This is a genomic window from Ureibacillus sp. FSL K6-3587, assembly GCF_038593165.1.
In the GTDB taxonomy this organism is placed as follows: Bacteria; Bacillota; Bacilli; order Bacillales_A; family Planococcaceae; genus Ureibacillus; species Ureibacillus suwonensis.
Genome location: NZ_CP151969.1, coordinates 1,502,873 through 1,520,845, shown reverse-complemented (window position 1 = coordinate 1,520,845; position 17,973 = coordinate 1,502,873). Strand labels below are relative to the sequence as shown.

General features: G+C 40.2%; 15 protein-coding genes and 2 pseudogenes. 4 read left to right on the top strand and 13 right to left on the bottom strand.

Annotation, left to right across the window (positions count from 1 at the left end; genetic code table 11):
- Positions 1-25 precede the first annotated feature (25 nt).
- Entirely contained in the window at positions 26-1,621 is a 1,596-nt protein-coding gene (locus NSS77_RS07470; RefSeq protein ID WP_342469277.1) for an IS66 family transposase, read from the top strand.
- A gap of 49 nt (positions 1,622-1,670) precedes the next feature.
- On the opposite strand, the pseudogene NSS77_RS07465 reads toward NSS77_RS07470, so the two are convergent.
- From NSS77_RS07465 to NSS77_RS07455, 3 genes and pseudogenes are all read right to left on the bottom strand, one after another.
- Positions 1,671-2,081 (bottom strand): annotated as a pseudogene (locus NSS77_RS07465) (ATP-binding protein); the annotation flags it as partial.
- Positions 2,081-3,364, bottom strand: a pseudogene (gene istA, locus NSS77_RS07460) (IS21 family transposase). The pseudogenes istA and NSS77_RS07465, both read right to left, overlap by 1 nt.
- Before the next feature lie 54 nt (positions 3,365-3,418).
- Positions 3,419-3,757, bottom strand: a complete 339-nt coding sequence (locus NSS77_RS07455; RefSeq protein ID WP_342471032.1) for a DsbA family protein — start codon at positions 3,755-3,757, stop codon at positions 3,419-3,421.
- A gap of 126 nt (positions 3,758-3,883) precedes the next feature.
- On the opposite strand from NSS77_RS07455, the gene NSS77_RS07450 reads away from it, so the two are divergent.
- Positions 3,884-5,260 carry an FAD-dependent oxidoreductase gene (locus NSS77_RS07450; protein WP_342471031.1) on the top strand — a complete coding sequence of 459 codons (1,377 nt, stop codon included), beginning with the start codon at positions 3,884-3,886 and terminating at the stop codon, positions 5,258-5,260.
- Between the two features lie 43 nt (positions 5,261-5,303).
- Here the strand turns inward: NSS77_RS07450 and NSS77_RS07445 are convergent, their stop codons facing one another.
- From NSS77_RS07445 to NSS77_RS07435, 3 genes are all read right to left on the bottom strand, one after another.
- Positions 5,304-6,230 (bottom strand): manganese-dependent inorganic pyrophosphatase, encoded by a 927-nt coding sequence (locus NSS77_RS07445; RefSeq protein ID WP_342471030.1) that lies wholly within the window; start codon positions 6,228-6,230, stop codon positions 5,304-5,306.
- A 143-nt stretch (positions 6,231-6,373) separates the two neighbouring features.
- Entirely contained in the window at positions 6,374-7,234 is an 861-nt protein-coding gene (locus NSS77_RS07440) for a MurR/RpiR family transcriptional regulator (RefSeq protein WP_342471029.1), read from the bottom strand.
- A gap of 186 nt (positions 7,235-7,420) precedes the next feature.
- A complete protein-coding gene (locus tag NSS77_RS07435) occupies positions 7,421-8,659 on the bottom strand; it encodes an MFS transporter (RefSeq protein ID WP_342471028.1) in 1,239 nt (412 codons plus the stop codon).
- Between the two features lie 243 nt (positions 8,660-8,902).
- Here NSS77_RS07435 and thrC point away from each other — a divergent pair, with 243 nt between their 5' ends.
- Positions 8,903-9,955 (top strand): threonine synthase, encoded by a 1,053-nt coding sequence (gene thrC, locus NSS77_RS07430; RefSeq protein ID WP_342471027.1) that lies wholly within the window; start codon positions 8,903-8,905, stop codon positions 9,953-9,955.
- Complete coding sequence (gene thrB / locus NSS77_RS07425) at positions 9,952-10,872, top strand: homoserine kinase (protein ID WP_342471026.1); 921 nt, start codon at positions 9,952-9,954, stop codon at positions 10,870-10,872. The genes thrC and thrB overlap by 4 nt, the downstream gene beginning before the upstream one ends.
- Before the next feature lie 48 nt (positions 10,873-10,920).
- Here the strand turns inward: thrB and zupT are convergent, their stop codons facing one another.
- The 7 genes from zupT to NSS77_RS07390 all read right to left on the bottom strand — a co-directional run bounded on the left by zupT (position 10,921) and on the right by NSS77_RS07390 (position 17,947).
- A complete protein-coding gene (gene zupT / locus NSS77_RS07420) occupies positions 10,921-11,736 on the bottom strand; it encodes a zinc transporter ZupT (RefSeq protein ID WP_342471025.1) in 816 nt (271 codons plus the stop codon).
- A gap of 125 nt (positions 11,737-11,861) precedes the next feature.
- Positions 11,862-12,473 carry a phosphatase PAP2 family protein gene (locus NSS77_RS07415; RefSeq protein WP_342471024.1) on the bottom strand — a complete coding sequence of 204 codons (612 nt, stop codon included), beginning with the start codon at positions 12,471-12,473 and terminating at the stop codon, positions 11,862-11,864.
- A gap of 243 nt (positions 12,474-12,716) precedes the next feature.
- Positions 12,717-13,919, bottom strand: coding sequence for a transposase (locus NSS77_RS07410; protein WP_027725900.1), 1,203 nt, complete (start codon positions 13,917-13,919; stop codon positions 12,717-12,719).
- Positions 13,920-14,088: 169 nt separating this feature from the next.
- Positions 14,089-15,117: a siderophore ABC transporter substrate-binding protein gene (locus tag NSS77_RS07405; protein ID WP_342471023.1), complete on the bottom strand. Its 1,029-nt coding sequence runs from the start codon at positions 15,115-15,117 to the stop codon at positions 14,089-14,091.
- Positions 15,118-15,283: 166 nt separating this feature from the next.
- The gene (locus tag NSS77_RS07400) at positions 15,284-16,051 is read right to left on the bottom strand and encodes an ABC transporter ATP-binding protein (protein WP_342471022.1); all 768 of its coding nucleotides are present in this window, start codon (positions 16,049-16,051) and stop codon (positions 15,284-15,286) included.
- A complete protein-coding gene (locus NSS77_RS07395; RefSeq protein ID WP_342471021.1) occupies positions 16,048-17,004 on the bottom strand; it encodes an iron chelate uptake ABC transporter family permease subunit in 957 nt (318 codons plus the stop codon). The genes NSS77_RS07400 and NSS77_RS07395 overlap by 4 nt, the downstream gene beginning before the upstream one ends.
- A complete protein-coding gene (locus NSS77_RS07390; RefSeq protein WP_342471020.1) occupies positions 16,994-17,947 on the bottom strand; it encodes an ABC transporter permease in 954 nt (317 codons plus the stop codon). The genes NSS77_RS07395 and NSS77_RS07390 overlap by 11 nt, the downstream gene beginning before the upstream one ends.
- Positions 17,948-17,973: the final 26 nt, after the last annotated feature.

The following is a 17,973-nucleotide window of genomic DNA, read 5'->3' as shown; positions in this document are numbered from 1 at the left end:
ATTCCTTTCCTTTATTCTTTAACTTATGAACAAACACAAACAAACCAATGAATCAACAATTGAAGAACTGCAAGCGAGAAATGCGGAACTCAAAAAACAAAATGAAGCCTTACAGGCTAAAATCAAATGGTTGGAAGAACAATTCCGCCTTAGCCAACATAAAAAATTTGGGGCTTCCAGTGAAAAAACGAATCCGGATCAACTCGAACTTCCTCTTTTTAATGAAGCTGAAATCACAGCGGATACAGAAGTGGAAGAACCTACACTTGAAACCATTACTTATAAACGGAAGAAGTCTGTAGGACAACGCGATGCGAAACTAGAGAACTTGCCGACGGAAACGATTCACTATCGTTTAGCCGAAGAAGAGCAGGTTTGTTTGTGTTGCGGTGGAACCGTACACGAAATGAGTACGGAAATACGAAGAGAAATCAAGATTATTCCTGCTCAAGTAAAAGTCGTTGAGCATGTTCAACATATTTACAGTTGCCGTCAATGTGAACGGGAAGGAATCGAGACACCGATTGTCACAGCCAAAATGCCAACACCAATTTACCCAAAAAGTTTGGCATCTGCATCGGCTATGGCCTATATCATGAACCAAAAATACGTGGAAGGAATGCCTCTTTATCGTCAAGAAAAGCAGTTGGAACGATTCGGTGTGTATTTATCACGCCAAACGCTCGCCAACTGGATGATTTATGGTGCAACCAATTGGCTTTCCATTCTATATAAACGGATGCATGAGCTATTACTCGAAAACGATATTCTACATGCGGATGAAACTACACTTCAAGTTCTAGCAGAACCTGGACGAAAAGCGGATTCGAAGTCTTATATGTGGATGTATCGAACAGGACGAGACGTACCGCCAATCATCTTATATGATTATCAAACGACTCGTCACAGTAAACATCCGAAGGCTTTTCTAAAAGGATTTAAGGGATATCTGCATGTAGATGGATATGCAGGATATCATGAATTAAAGGATGTCGAACTGGTAGGGTGTTGGGCACATGCAAGGCGAAAATTCGATGAAGCACTGAAGGCATTACCAGCCAATGTGGATAAAACATCATCAACCGCTGCAGAAGGAATTCAATTCTGTAATCAATTATTCCAGATTGAAAGACAAATCAGTGAAAAATTTGAGAACTGTACTCCCGAACAGCGCAAAGAATACCGTCTTGAACACAGTAAACCTGTGTTAGACGCTTTTTTGGCATGGCTAAAAACAAAACGCCCTCAAGTTCCCCCAAAAAGCAAATTGGGAGAGGCAATTACATATTGTATAAATCAATGGAGTAAGCTCATAGTGTTTTTAGAAGATGGTCGACTTGAAATCGATAATAATCGTGCGGAACGATCGATTAAACCATTCGTGATGGGCCGGAAGGCATGGCTATTTGCACAATCGATGAAAGGTGCATCAGCCAGCGCTATTATTTATAGCATTGTCGAAACAGCTAAAGAGAATCAATTAAATCCATTGAACTACTTAACCTATCTTTTCGAACAATTACCATTGATAGATCACAATGATGTAGAAGCCATCGATCAACTCCTTCCTTGGTCGAAGACAATTCCAGAAGAATGTCGCGTACCAAATAAAACTAAATAGAGCATATAATAAACGCCCACGAAAAAACACGTGGGCGTTATTTTACGCTTACGAAATAAGTGCTTGTACGTTTCTTCGCTGCCTCAATCCCAATGGAAGTGGCTAAATGTGTTTTTCCTACGCCACTTGGCCCTAGAAAAACTATGTTTTCATTTGCTTCAATAAATCGAAGTGTTAGAAAATCTAAAATTTGTTTTTGATTTATTGACGGTTGAAAACTAAAATCAAAATCCTTTATTTCTTTCAAATGCGGAAAAGCCGCAACCTTCACCATCGATTGAATCATATTTTGTTCACGTACATCAATTTCGTAATTCGTCAGTTTCACTAGCGTATCTACCAGTGACAATTGATGGTTAACGCTGAAGTCTAAGACTTCATTTAAATGTAAGGACATTTGCTTGAGCTTCAAATAATCTAAGTTTTGTATGAGTTGTTGATAGTTTGTTGTAGGATTCATTATTTATACACTTCTCCAATCGTTGCTAAATTCCGTTTCGCTAAATCATCAATATCCGGATAATTCGGCATGGAAACGCCCAAGGCTTCTTGATAATGTGCTTCCTGATAATTTAATTTCTTATTACTTATTGGGTGTTGCGCAATCAGTTCCGTGTTATAATAAATCCATAATTGATTATCATACACTTGTAAGCCTACTTTCTTTCCTTGGTACTGTGCTGGTACCGAGTATTGGTTTGATTTGTAGGAAATCATGTTGGATGCATTTACTTTTACAAGCGTATGTTTGATCCGATAGGAATCTCTTACTTTCTCAGTTGGTAACTGGAGTAGGTGATTCCTTTCTTTTTTGAATTCTATCGCAGGAATTTTTCCAGTTCCTTGGTGGACCTCATGGTTTACTCGATGAGATAAATCTTGCACAAATTGATGTAATTCTTCCAAGGTCAACTGACCTTGATAAGCATGAATTTCATCTAATATTTTCATTGTGGTTTCCACTTTTCCTTTTGTCCTTGGACGTCCAGCAATGCATGGCTTCACCTCAAAACCAAAATCCTTAGCGAATTGTGCAAACTTGGCATTTACTCTTCCTGGGGAATGTTCTGTTCTTGCCTAATCCATAATGGTTTTCATATTATCCGTGATGATTTCAGCTGGCACCCCTCCAAGAGCTTCGAATGTTTCTGTTAAGAAGGAAAACAGGACACTTTGTGACTTAGAAATACTCATTAGGAAGGTTCTGAAACGTGAATGAGATAGAATCAGTACTGCAACATTGATTTCAACGTTCTGACCATCCTTTGTTTCAAAAGGAATACTCTCTTTCCAATCCAATTGTGCTTGTTTTCCTATAGGCGTTTCAAAACGTGCTGTGCCTTTAGGAGAAGGAATTCGTTTATCCTCTTCAAAGTAAGCATTAAATTCGGGCGTTTTCGCAATATACGCTCGGAACGTCGATGCTGCACAATCCAGTCCATGATTATCCTTTAAATACTGCCATAGCACACGACGATAATAAAACTTTTGCTTAGCATCTTCCGAAAGTAGTGCAGCGATGATTTCATAGTATTCATCAATTTTGGAGGGCTTCTTTCGTGTACGTTTAGGAATAAATCCATTTAAATATTTATCAATGGTTCTTCGATCTACACCTAGATCTCTAGCTAATTGACTTTTATTAATTTTCATCTTCAAATGCTCCATTAGTTGTTTTAATTTTGGTAAGTCTTCAAGACTCTTAATCTTAAAATCAGTTTCGACATTTATCGATATGTACATACTAATCACCTCAAGATTAGTATGTAATCTAAAATCAATTTTGTACATTATTATTCAAGCATTTGTGTACAAATTTAAATTATCATTTCTAGCCTTTAACGTATTCGCTGTTTTTAATTGCTCGAAATTATATTGGAGCCCCACTTCCTTGGCCCGCTGTACGACGCTCTCTGTCATTTTCTTCACTTCATCCAACGGCATCCCGTATTTTTTGGATAAATGTTCGTAGGTGGATTCATTCGAATTTTCATCTGTTGTCGGATCTAGTAAAAAACTTTTCAACTCCACTTCCACTTGACCGGCATACCCCAAATCTCGGATGGCTATTTCAAGCTGTCTCTTCCCGATATAACAAAATGGACAAACGAAATCTGACCAAACTTCAACTTTCATGTGTTCTCCCCCTTTTCCGCTATTTTACTTTTCCCTTCTTAAAACAACAACAGATTTGCTTTCATTGAATAATGTGCCAGTTTTTTTAGCATACTCCTAAAAAACGGTGATTTAGGAGGATTTTTTATGCAAAATTCGCTCTGGTTGCAAAATGTGGCCCCTACCTCTTTGAATTCTTTATCCTCTTCATTGAATTGCGATGTTTGCATTGTGGGAGGGGGATTGACAGGGATATATACGGCCTATCTCCTTGCAACAAAAGGGGTCGATGTCGTTTTGTTGGAAGCAAACTCCTCAATCGCTTCCGGCACAACGGGGCATTCCACTGGAAAATTAACCCCTCAACATGGAGCAGTCTTTGATCTATTGTTGAATACTTTTAATGAAGAGGAAGTGCGGACTTATTATGAAGCGAATGTGAACGCGATCGAAAACGCTCTTCGGGAAGCGGCGGCAGAAACTTTCCGGCAGGCCGATTCTTACTTGTATGCAACGACAGACCAAGGAGCGGAAACAATAAAAAAGGAATTGGCAGCTTATCATAAAGTTGGTATACAAGGCATCGAAACAACGGAGACGGAACTTCCCTTCGAAGTGAAGACCGCATTGAAGATGGAAAACACCTATCAAATTCATCCCGTCAACTTTGCCCAACATTTTGCCGAGTTGGCATTGAAAGCCGGGGCTAAATTATATGTGAATACAAGGGTTACGAAGCTGGCCGTTGATGAACATCGCCTGCTGACAGAGAATGATTTTGAAGTGAATTTCAAGTCGGTTGTTCTTGCAACCCACTATCCAATCGAAGCAATCAAGGGACTGCACATTGCAAAGTTATCTATTGACCGCTCCTATTTAATGGCAACAAAAACTTCGGCATTATTGATAGGGCAATATTTGTCCACCGATTCATCTTCCCGGACGGTGCGCACGGCCTTCATTGACAATCAGCCTTACTTTATTTTCGGAGGCAGTTCCCACACAGCAGGGGCTGTGCAAAATACACAAGTATATTATGAAATGCTGGAGAAAGAGCTTGTTTCGGAATATGGTTTGCCTAAACCGGAATATTTGTGGAGCGCGCAAGATCCGAACACCGCCGACTATATTCCGTACATCGGACGCATTTCGGACAGTGAACCGAGAATCTATATTGCCACAGGATACCGAAAATGGGGACTTTCCAACTCCCTTGTTGCGGGAGAAATCATTTCCACAGAACTGACAAGTGGAAAACATCCAGCCCAGCACCTGTACAGCCCTTCAAGAAATTTATTTGGCAAAACGTTTATGCGGATGTTGAAGGCGATCGGCTTCACGGTATCAAATCTTGCGGAAGGTTATTTAATACGGGCGGAAGCTCCAAAATGCACCCATTTGGGATGCAAAACCCAATGGAATGAAGCGGATGAAACATGGGATTGCCCTTGCCACGGATCCCGGTTTGATAAATACGGCAATGTCATCGAAGGGCCGGCAGTGTATCCTCTCATTTTAGAATAAAAAACGGTGCCAAGGATTTTTCCTTGAACACCGTTTTTATTTTTCAGCTCAATGCATCTGTCAATACTGGAACCACCTGTTTTTTGCGGGATACAACGCCAGGCAAATCAAATTGATGTTCTACTAATTCTTTGCCGAAAGCTTTTGCAGCATCTTCAGCCGAACTTCCTGCAACAATCGCTACGGAATCGTTGTTTAAAATATCAGTCACAAAGAAGAAGAATAAATTCAGACCTTTTTCTTCAACATTCTTGTTTAACAGGCTCACCAATTCTTCTTTTCGGCCCAATACATCGTTCACATCCACCGCATTCACTTGGGCAACAACGGATTTCACTGTGCCGAATGTAAATTCTTTCGCATCTAAAGTGAGCAAGTCTTCCAATGATTTATCAGAAAGGTCCGCACCGGCTTTTAACATGGCAAGACCGTATTCCTCCGCATTGACGCCCGCGATTTCCGCCAACTCTTTCCCGGCTTGCACATCTTCTTCTGTGCAAGTAGGGGATTTGAATAATAATGTATCCGAAATGATGGCTGAAAGCATCAGACCTGCAATGTTTGAAGGAATTTCAACATTTTTCTCTTTGAAAATTTTATTTAAAATCGTTGCTGTACATCCGACAGGTTCTGCACGGTAATATAATGGATCCGCTGTTTCGAAATTTGCAATGCGGTGATGATCGATAACTTCCGAAATTTTGACATTTTCGATTCCGTCAGCGGATTGTTGACGTTCATTGTGGTCCACAAGAATGACTTCTTTGGCTTCTTCCGCCACATTGGAAACCAATCTCGGCGCTTCAAATCCAAATTTTTCCAATACGTATTTTGTTTCGTTGTTTACTTCGCCAAGTCTTACCGCTTCAACTTCAGCTCCCAGCTGTTCTTTCAAATACGCATACACAATGGCAGATGTGATGGAATCTGTATCAGGATTTTTATGTCCAAAAACTAATACTTTGCTCATACAATTAGTTCCTCCCAATCTTGTATATCATCCCCGATTATTTTATCACAACTTCCTATAAATAGAAAAACGTAACTTGCAACTTGGCCATAAAATAACAGCATATTCGTAAAATTCAAAGTTTTACGAATATGCTGTTATTATCACTTCGTCGCGATTGTTTCCTCTTCCAATAGCCGGAGATCATGATCCAATTGTTCATTAAGATTGTAGTATTTTTTATAATGGTTTCTGTTAAGCAAAGTCATTCCTTCAATCAAAGCATGTACGATCGCGCTGGCGGCAGTGTCCGCTTCAAATGAAAATTGTTTTTGTGTTCCCACAACGAAGCTGATGTCTGCATAATCACGGACAAGAGAAATTGTTGAATTCGTAATAGCAATCACTTTAACTTTCTTATTTTTTGCAATTTTCGAAATTGTCAATACATCTTCCGATACAGAATCAAAAGCTATTACAAACAGCAGTGAATCCTTATCCATTCTTTTTATCTGTTTCACTATATCATTGACATCAAATTGGATTTGGGATGCCTTTTTTCCGAAATTTTCTAACATTGAAGTCAGATAACTTGCTGAAGGGGCGCATTGCCTGAATCCCAAAGTATAAATCTCTTCCGCTTCATGCAAGTAGTGCGAGGCTTTTTGGAAGTTCTCAGCATCCACATATTGGATTGTATTTAAAATGCTTGTAACATCCCGATTCATGATTTCACTGAATAAATATTCGTGTTTTTTCCCGATGGTTAGCGGTTCCTTTGTTACAACCTTCTTTGATTCGGATAAATCTTTCCGAATTCTTTCTTGCAATTCGCTATAGCCGGATAAATCCATCGCATAGCAAAAACGAATTACTGTCGACTCACTTACACCAATGAATTTTCCTACTTCAGAGGCGATATGGGTGGCAACGACATTCGGATTTTCGATCACAAGTTGCGCCACCTTCCGCTGCCCCCTTGAAAGCCGGATAAAGCGTTTCTTCACTTCATCACAAAAACTCATTTTCTTTTAAAATTCCTCCTTCATGAGATTCAAAATTATATCCAAGTTATAATAAAGTAGGTTAGCACGTATATTGATTGAATACAATGAGTTTTCAGAAATATGATAGAGTAACATACCAATGTTCATGATTTTGTCAAATTTATAAGGAAGCTTTTTCCTCTTAAAAAGCTTCCTTTAGGAAAATTACTCCAATTCCACTTGTTTCGTTTCTTTTCCTAAAAATACCACTGCCGCTACTCCAATCACAATCGAAACACAGAATACAGCAAATATCGTTCCAAAGTCAAATTCCGCTGTACGCATCCAACCTACAAGGAGCGGGCCAAATATGCCGCCAATGCGTCCAACCGCCGCTGCCATACCGGCTCCTGTACCGCGAATCAACAATGGATACTGTTCCGGTGTATAAGCATATAATGCGCCCCACGCACCCAGGTTAAAGAACGATAATAGAATACCTGAAATTAATAGTACCGTCACAGATTCGGCTTGTCCAAACACATAAGCGCTTGCCGCTGTTCCCAATAAATAAGTGACGAGCACAAATTTTCGGCCGAGTTTTTCTACAAACCATGCCGCAGTGAAATAACCTGGAAGTTGTGCGATCGTCATGATTAATACATATTTAAAGCTGGAAATTAAGCTGAACCCTTTTCCAACCATGACACTTGGAAGCCATAAAAACATGCCATAGTAGGAAAACACGACGGTAAACCAAAGAACCCATAACATCAACGTGGATTTGGCATAATTTTTGGACCATACCCCGGCAATGTTTTGAATGAAGGTGCGCCTTTTCGCTTCCGGTTTCGCGGAAAACTGAGGAGAATCCGGTAAATGCAAGCGAAGGAACACCGCATATAAAGCGGGAATTGCCGTCAAAATCAATGCTACACGCCATCCGGCAACCGGCCAAATGTCGCTTGGAATGACAAAATAAGCAATGATTGCGGCCAATAGCCAGCCCACAGCCCAAAAGCTTTCCAACAATACTACAATCCGTCCGCGCTCTTTGGCAGGAACGCTTTCAGAAACCAGTGTGGAGGCTACGGGAAGCTCTCCTCCAAGCCCCATGCCGATGATGAAGCGCAATACTAAAAACATAGCCAATGTTGTTGTAAAGGCAGAAAGCCCACTGGCGATGGAGAAACATAATAAAGTCGTAATAAAAATTGCTTTTCTCCCGATTTTGTCTGCCAACAACCCAAAAAGAAAGGCACCCACCGCCATTCCGATGGAGTTGATGCTTCCGATCCATCCCATTTCATTGGATGAAAGGTTCCAATCAACCGTTAATGCAGCAATGATAAATGACAGAATGCCTACATCCATTGCATCAAATAACCAGCCGATTCCTGCTACCCCCAGCAATTTATTGCGGGAAATTCCAGGGCCGGTGTTTTGCTCCGAATGATTCTTCATCTGCTTTTCCACCTGTCTTTACAATTGAATTGATACTTTTACAATATACCCATATGCTTTTTATCGCAAGCAAATTACCAAACTTTTTCAAGTTCATCGGCATGATGAAAAATGATAAAAAAATATTGTTAATAATCCTTTAAATTTTTGGTTTCCTATTGAAATATACTATTATTGTGCGTTAAAATGTCTTTTATATGAAAACAATTGTTCATCCAGCGAAAACAAAAGGAGACATTTATTATGTGGAAAGGTCTATTGGAAGAATATAAAGAATTTTTACCTGTGACAGATAAAACACCTGCATTAACTTTGAACGAAGGAAATACTCCTTTGATTTATTTGGGAAATTTATCAAAAAAAATGGGTATTGAATTATACGGCAAATATGAAGGATTAAATCCAACCGGCTCCTTTAAGGACCGCGGCATGGTGGTTGCAGTGGCAAAAGCGGTGGAAGAAGGTGCAAAATGCGTCATTTGCGCATCGACTGGAAATACTTCTGCAGCGGCCAGCGCTTATGCTGCCCGGGCAGGCATTCAATCCATCGTTGTCATCCCTAAAGGAAAAGTGGCTCTTGGGAAACTTGCCCAAGCTTGCATGTATGGTGCAAAAATCATCGAAATTGACGGTAATTTTGATGATGCATTGTCCATCGTCCGCAAAATCAGTGAAGAAGGAAAAGTGACGCTCGTAAACTCTGTGAATCCGTACCGCATTGAAGGACAAAAAACGGCGGCCTTTGAAATCGTTGATGCGTTAGGCAAAGCTCCTGACTATCTATGCATCCCTGTCGGTAACGCCGGAAACATCACTGCCTATTGGAAAGGTTTTAAAGAATATCATGCAGCCAAAAATACCGGTCTTCCAAAAATGTACGGCTTCGAAGCGGAAGGGGCGGCAGCCATCGTAAAAGGCGAACCGATTGCCAATCCGGAAACGATTGCGACTGCCATCCGCATCGGTAATCCGGCAAGCTGGAAATTTGCAGAAGCTGCCCGCGATGAATCAGGCGGTATCATCGATTCGGTAACGGATGATGAAATCCTTGCAGCCTACAAAGAAATCGCAAGAAGCGAAGGTGTCTTTGTAGAACCGGGTTCCGCCGCTTCCCTTGCCGGCGTCATCAAATCCGTGAATAACGGTAAAATCGCAAAAGGCAGCACAGTGGTCACTGTATTTACAGGAAACGGACTAAAAGATCCTGATACAGCGATGAACGCGTCAACGGTGGAAGTCGTTTCTTTGAAAAACGATATGGAAGAAATTCGAAACTATATTGAGGGTTTAGTATGAGTAAAAAATGGAAAATCACAGTTCCTGGCAGCACTGCGAATTTAGGACCTGGATTTGACTCAATCGGTCTCAGTCTATCTTTGTATTTGGAATTAACGGTTTCCCCACAGGACGAATGGGAAATGATCCATTTATCAGAAGGCTTGCCGAAAAAATTTGAATTAAAGGATCACTTGATCTATAAAATCGCCAATGAAACAGCCAAAAGATTCAATAAAGAGATGCCAGGCTGCCGAATTGAAATGACAAGCGAATTGCCTTTTGCCAGAGGAATCGGCAGCAGTGCGGCAGCGATTGTTGCAGGCATTGAGATCGCCAATCTCCTTTGTGACCTTCATTTGACTGTTCAGGATAAATTAAATTTATCTTCACAGATTGAAGGCCACCCGGATAATGCGTCGGCATCTGTTTTAGGGGGATTGACCATCTCCACAATGGATGAGGATGGGAATGTGGATACAATTCACATCCATGATCTTGATGCATCCTTTGTGCTATTTATCCCTGATGTGAAATTAAAAACTTCCGAGGCAAGGGACGTATTGCCGAAAACATTCCAGCGGCAATATGCCGTTCAGGCGAGCGCCGGGGCGAATATGCTTGCAGCTGCATTGGTTTTGAAAGATTATGAACGTGTCGGAAAATATATGGAATCGGATTTATTCCATGAACCATTCCGGGCAGATTTAATTCCTCACTATCATGAAATCCGCAAAGAAGCGAAAAAAGCCGGGGCCTTTGGCACTGCATTGAGCGGCGCCGGGCCAACCATGATTTCGATTATACCGCACTCCATTGGCGAACAGTTCGTTGCAAAAATGGAGGAACTGTTCCCGACGCATAAAATCGTACTTACAAAACCGGACCAACGCGGCGTTCATGTAGAAGAAATCTCAAGCGTATCCAATGCAAAATAATAAAGGAGTTGTTCGGGGGCCAAAGCTTTCGAACAACTCCTTTCCCTTTTAAGCTAATAAAATCAAACTTACGGCCATGACAGCCATCCCCGCAATCAGCCCATAGATGGACGAATGGGTCTCATCGTATTTCTTCGCGGCAGGAAGCAGTTCATCAAGGGAAATAAACACCATAATCCCCGCAACCGCTGAAAAAATAGCCCCAAACATCACATCATTCAAAAATGGCAGCAAAATTAAATAGGCGACCAATGCCCCGACAGGTTCCGCCAATCCGGAAAAGAAGGACAATTTAAAAGCTTTTTTTCTCTTCCCTGTTGCATAAAATATCGGGATTGCCACGGCGATTCCTTCAGGGATGTTGTGAATGGCAATGGCAATGGCGATGGCAATGCCGACGCTCGGATCATGAATCGCTGACATAAAAGTCGCAATTCCTTCAGGGAAATTATGAATGCCAATCGCAAGTGCCGTAAAAATACCAACCTTCATTAACTTTGCTTCTTCGGACTCTTTATGCGTCTGTTCCGCCCGATGTACATCCTCCACCGTTTTGACTTCGTGGGGATTTGTTTTGGTCGGAATGAAATTATCAATCAGCGCGATGAACAGCATTCCTCCAAAAAAGCCGATCACCGTCATCCAGTAACCTTTTGTATCTCCCAATGCAACCGTTAAGGCATCTTTTGCTTTAAAGAAAATTTCAATCAATGAAACATAAATCATAACTCCTGCTGAAAATCCTAATGCGGCTGATAAAAACTTTTTATTTGTCCGCTCAGTAAAAAATGCAATGAGCGCACCGAGGCCTGTCGCCAATCCCGCCAATAACGTCAAGCCAAACGCTAAAACGATGTCGTTCATATGAACATCCTTTCATCCTGTATCCTTTGTTTATTATACACATGTTTTTTTCCTTAGTGCAACTTTTTTTGATGAAACTATATTTTGTGCACCTGGAAAACTTGTGATAAAAAAGAAACGCTTGATCAGCGTTTCATACCCGTATGCCCCTTTTCCTTATGTTTATACCAATATATGCAAATGCAAAGCCAAGTAATACCTAAACACCATCCGGCAATCACATCCGTTGCAAAATGCCGGCTTTCCGCCACTCTTGATAACCCAACGAAAAAGGCGATAAGAATCGCTCCAATCCAGTACCACCATTTCTTTTTTTCATCATGTGTGCGCTCTGACAATAAATAAGCGATTGTCAACAAATAAAGGATTCCCAACATCGCATGACCGGATGGAAAGCTGAAGGTTTTCAGCTGATTTTCAATCTCAGGTCTTGGGCGCTCCACCCATCGTTTCACCAACTGGTTGAGCAAAAAGCCCATTGGAATAGTCAATATCACCAAAAGCATCCCCCGGTAATGGTGAAGTTTCAACCATAGCCACAACAACAAAACCAATGTAATGAAAATAATAAATTTCATTTCCCCTAGATAATGGAAAATGCCGATAAACCGATTCCCGCCAACCAATAATTGCATATTTTCATCAAAGGACTCAAACAGAGGAGAATCGTATGTGTATCTTAAAATCAAAAACAAAACAAAAGTGATAATGCCTGCAAGAATGATCCGGTTATTCAACGTTTCCCTCTCCTGAATAGATGATTTTTTTCATTTTTTAAATTGCCTTTTTCATGTATCAATGATACATGGCTGGCATATCCATTATATTTTTAATATGAGAGTTTTGCAAAATTAGATTTTTATTAAAAAGAGTTTTAAAAGAAACCCAAATAAATTGGGGTATTTTGTATCTTTGGTTTACAAATATTCTGTTTGTCCTTTTTTGGGCGTACTTGCAGAATTTTTCGCTTTAAAAATTTTTTAAGCGGTTTGTTGCTTTTTACTCTCTTTTGCCATTGCGAGAGCTGAAACCAGTAATACGATGGCGTTCAAGTAAATATGAGTTTTTACTTTATCGATTCCCCACACATGCAGGGAGTTCGCTGTAAGATAACTTTTCATTCTTGAATTGCACCGTTCTACACTGGTTCGCTCATTGTAAAGTTCTTTCCAACGTTTGGAATCGCGGTGTGGATTAGAGTACCGGCGAAGATCCTTATTCACGTTAATTTTTACTACCATTCCATAGTTGGAGGATGAACAGGCTGCCATTCCTAATGGGCAATCCACTTTTCCGGTTGCGTGTGGACATCTGAATTTGAGCTGATCCTTATTGGCGCCCCAATAAGTCATTTCGTACCCCATCGAACAACGTGGGGTTCCATTGGAGGCAATTCCTTCGGGAGGCTCCTTTTCATTACGCAAATTGAGTGGAATAATAGCTTGAGCCCCGATGTTCTTGGCGGATTCGTAGTTTTTTAGCTGGTCGTACCCACCATCCATTATCAGGAAATCAATTTTAGAGTTTGTACAACTCTTTACTTGTTCAATTAATTGTGGTGCGACATCCCCATCGTTGATATGAGCAGGGGTTACTTCAATCGCCATTGGTAATTCACTTTTGGTGTCAACGGAAAGATGCATCTTATAGCCAAACCAAGTAATTTTATTACCGAAGGAATCAAACTTTGCCCCCCAATTGGCGTTGCCTGTTTGTTCACTTCGCTTCTTAGGCTGCTTCTTTTCATAAGCATCAATGGCGGCACTGTCGATAGCCTGATGTTTTCCATCAATTACTCCTTCCTCTTGAGCTAACTGGACGAGATCTTGAAAGATTCTTTTCACAAGTCCAGTTTTGGTTAGTGAAGAAAATACTCGGCTAAGAGTAGAGATGGATGGTGCAGGCCTGCTAATATCTAAACCACATTGGTAACGAAAACGCAGGTCATTTTTTAATCGATTGTGAAGAGAAGTAAAAGTATCAATACCTTCTAATGGGGCAGCGATAAGAGCCCTTAATATCCCTTCTTTGGAATGTCCTTCAGCCCCTTGGGGTGAAGAACTTTTCAATTGTTTAGCATAAGGACGCAAATCTAGAGCACTAAAAAAGATCGGTAATTTCTCTTTTGACTCTAAAATTTGCAATTCTTCAAAGGAAAATAGACTTTCTTGTAGAATATACAAAGTGACTTCCTCCTTATGGATTTTTGTGGTTTGGTCACTTCAAAATTCTACAAATAAGGGGTGAAGTCCTTTTTTATGCTTTAGAAAACCTTATGGTTCTTGGGTTGAAAAATGTGCAAAATGCTCAATATAAAAAAAGCCGTCCGGAAATGGACAGCTTTATTTTTGATTATTTTAATTCATCTAAGATTTCTTCGATTTTCATCATTTCAGATTGTAAACCGCCGCCAGCCAAGTACCATAGCGGACCGTCCAAGTAAACGATTTTGCCGTTTTTGTAAGCTTTGGTTTTTTTGATGATGTCGTTTTCCATGTCCGCTTCGATGTTGGATTGTCCACCTACAGCTGCTGTACGGTCAATTACGAACAATACTTCCGGATCGAATTTTAAGATCGATTCGAACCCGAAATCGGATCCGTGGGAAGAAGCTTCGATGTCGTCTGATACAGGAGTGAATCCATAAATGTCATAAACATATCCGTAACGTGAATTTGTGCCGAATCCGGATAATTTTCCTTCGTTGTACATTGTGACTAATGAAGTTTTGTATTGGCCAGCCAATTCTTTTAGTTCATTCAGTTTTTCATCGAATTTTGCCAACTGTTCTTCCGCTTCTTTTTCTTTGCCGAAAAGTTTTGCAGCGATATCAACAGATTTCTCAAATGTGCCCCAGTAATCATCTTGGGAAGTACCAACGAATACTACGTTTGGAGTGATTTCTTTCAATTGGTCATAGAATGTGGCTTGGCGGCCTGAAATGAAGATTGCATCCGGCTCCAATGCCGCAATTTCTTCAAGGTTTGGAGTTTTTAAGTTTCCAACGCTTGCATATTCATCGCTACCAAATTTAGAAAGGTGTTCTGGTAATGTACCATCTTTTGCAACACCAACGATCCCTTCAACGCCTAAAGCATCAAGCGTATCTAAGAAACCGTAATCGAATACAACGATTCTTTCAGGCATTTTTTCGAAAGTTACATCATCAAATACTGTAGTTTGACCAGACTCTTCGTTTTTGCTTTCAGAAATTGTAGAGGAGATAGTGATTGGGAATGAAGCATTTTCTCCCTGTGCTGCTTCTTGTTTCGTGTCATCAGTATTTGTATTTTTGTCTTGTTCAGCTTTTTCGTCACCGCATGCAGCCAAAACAATGACGAACATAGCTAGAATAACTGCGAAAAGCTTCCATTGTTTCATTTGATCGTTCTCTCCTATCTTTTTGTTTATTTGGCGATAATGATAATCATTATCAATAACTGAATCTAATTATAATTATCAAATTTAGGCTAGTCAATATATTTTTTCTTCTTTTCAATAAAATGATTTAGAAAAGTAGCAACACTTTTCTAAATCATTTTGACGATCACGTATTAGAATTGAAGTATACACAAATACGGCAACCATTTTGTTCTTGGACGGGAATATGCATATCGTAAATTTCACGTAACGCTTCCGAGTTGATGATCTCTTCTGTAGGCCCGTTTTTCACGACTCTTCCGTCTTTTAAGGCAACAATGTAATCCGAGTATACGGAAGCAAAGTTGATATCATGCAATACGATGACAACGGTTTTTCCCAAATCATCAACCAACTGGCGCAATATTTTCATAATCTGCACCGAATGTTTCATATCCAGATTGTTCAATGGTTCATCCAACAAAATATAATCCGTATCTTGCGCAATCACCATCGCTATAAATGCCCGCTGTTTTTGCCCTCCAGATAACTGGTCCAAAAATTTGTGTTCTATTTCCTGCAAATTCATGTACTCAATGGCTTGATTTACATGCTGCTCATCTTCAGGCGTCAAACGGCCCTTTGAATAAGGATAGCGTCCAAAAGATACTAATTCTCTTACCGTCAAACGGACATTAATAAAATTCGATTGTTTTAAAATCGATACACGTTTTGCGAATTCATTGGATTTCCATTTCTTCACATTTTGTTGATCCAATAATACTTCACCTGTATCCGCATCAATCAGTCTGCTCACCATGGACAACAACGTGGACTTCCCGGCACCATTCGGCCCGATGAAGGAAGTGATCGCATGAGGCTTGATAGACAATGAGACATCACTAACGACCGGTTTATTATTGTATTTTTTCGTCAACCCTTTAATTTCAATCATCCTGCAGCCCTACTCTCCTTTAGTAATAAATAAATGAAGTAGACTCCACCAATAAAGTTGATAATGACACTCAAAGTGGTGTTGAATTCAAAAACATGTTCCACTAAAAACTGTCCGCCAACCAATGCAATCACACTGATTAAACCGGCGCCTAAAATCAAAACGGAATGTTTATATGTTGTGAATAAATGATAAGAAAGATTTGCAACAATCAACCCAAAGAAGGTGATTGGTCCAACCAGCGCCGTCGATGTTGAAATAAGCACCGCAGATAAAACCAGCACATTCATTACCAAACGATCGTAGTTCACGCCCAAATTAATGGCATTTTCCCGGCCCAATATCGCCACATCCAATTGATGCAACAATTTGTAACCAACAATAAAAGCGATGAATAAAATGGCACATGAAATGTATAGAAGTTCCACTTTGATTCTCGTAAAGCTTGCAAACAACAGGTTCTGCAAACTTAAATATTCCACCGGATCGATCAACACTTGCAGGAAAGATACGAGACTTCCCAAGAAAGTGCCAATGATCATCCCGATCAATAAAAGCAAAAAGATTGGATACTTATCCGCTCTAAATAGTGTGCGGTATAGTAAAATGGCAAAAACCACCATTGCAATTAATGCCGTAAAGTAATTCAAATATTGATTCGCTACCCAAATCGACGCTGATCCCGCAAAGAAGAAAATGAGCGTTTGGACAACTTGATACATCGAATCAATCCCCATAATCGATGGGGTCAAAATCCGGTTATGGGTGATTGTCTGGAATACGACAGTTGAATAAGAAATCGCAAAACCGGTTACAACCATCGCGCCAACACGCATCATACGCCGAGGGAAAGCATAACTGAAACCGCCTTTGATATCATAAAATCCGTAAAGCAAGATACAAATGATTGCTATAACCGCTAAAATGATGAGTTTCAATATATTATTTCGCATATGCTCTCCCCCTAAACAACATGATTAAGAAGAGCAAACTGCCTATTACTGCGACTGTCACATTGACCGGAATTTCGAAAGGATAAACCACTACCCGGCCAATAATGTCGCAAATTAACAGGAACACAATTCCTAACATAATTGTATGAGGAATCGTTTTCCGCAAGTTGTCCCCCATATAAAGGGACACAATATTCGGAACAATCAGCCCCAAGTAAGGGATTACACCGACCGTCAATACGACTGTCGTTGAAATGACGGCAACAAGAATTAAACCAAGATTCAATACGGCTTTGTAACTGAGCCCCAAGTTTTTGGCAAAATCCTCGCCCATTCCGGCAACCGTAAATTTATTTGCATATAAATAAGCCAATAGGATGGCAGGAACACTTACATACAGCAGTTCATACCGCCCGGAGATGACCAATGTAAAACTGCCCATCAACCAAGTGTTGATATTTTGAATCAAGTCTCCCTCATATGCAAAGAAAGTTGTAATGGAAGATAAAATATTTCCATACATGATACCGATCAGCGGAACAAAAACGGCATCTTTAAACTTGATGCGATCTAAAATTTGCATAAATAAAATGGTACCGCCGAACGCAAAGATGAAGCTAAAAAGAATTTTTTCCATATATGCTGCTTGTGAAAACAACAAGATGGAAATGAGAATTCCCAATTTTGCTGCATCCAATGTGCCTGCTGTAGTTGGTGAAACGAACTTATTGCGACTTAAACTTTGCATGATTAAACCAGCAATACTCATTCCTGCGCCTGCCAAAATAATCGCCATCAGCCTTGGCACCCTACTGATCAGGAATATTTGCGTTTGCTGGGATTCCCAGTCCAATAAATCAGTCGGTTTTATATCAATCGCGCCAATAAACAGCGAAACGAGCGACAGGATGATTGCTGTAAGTATCAACATCCATAGCCTCATTTTTTATCCCCAAATTTCCCTATATT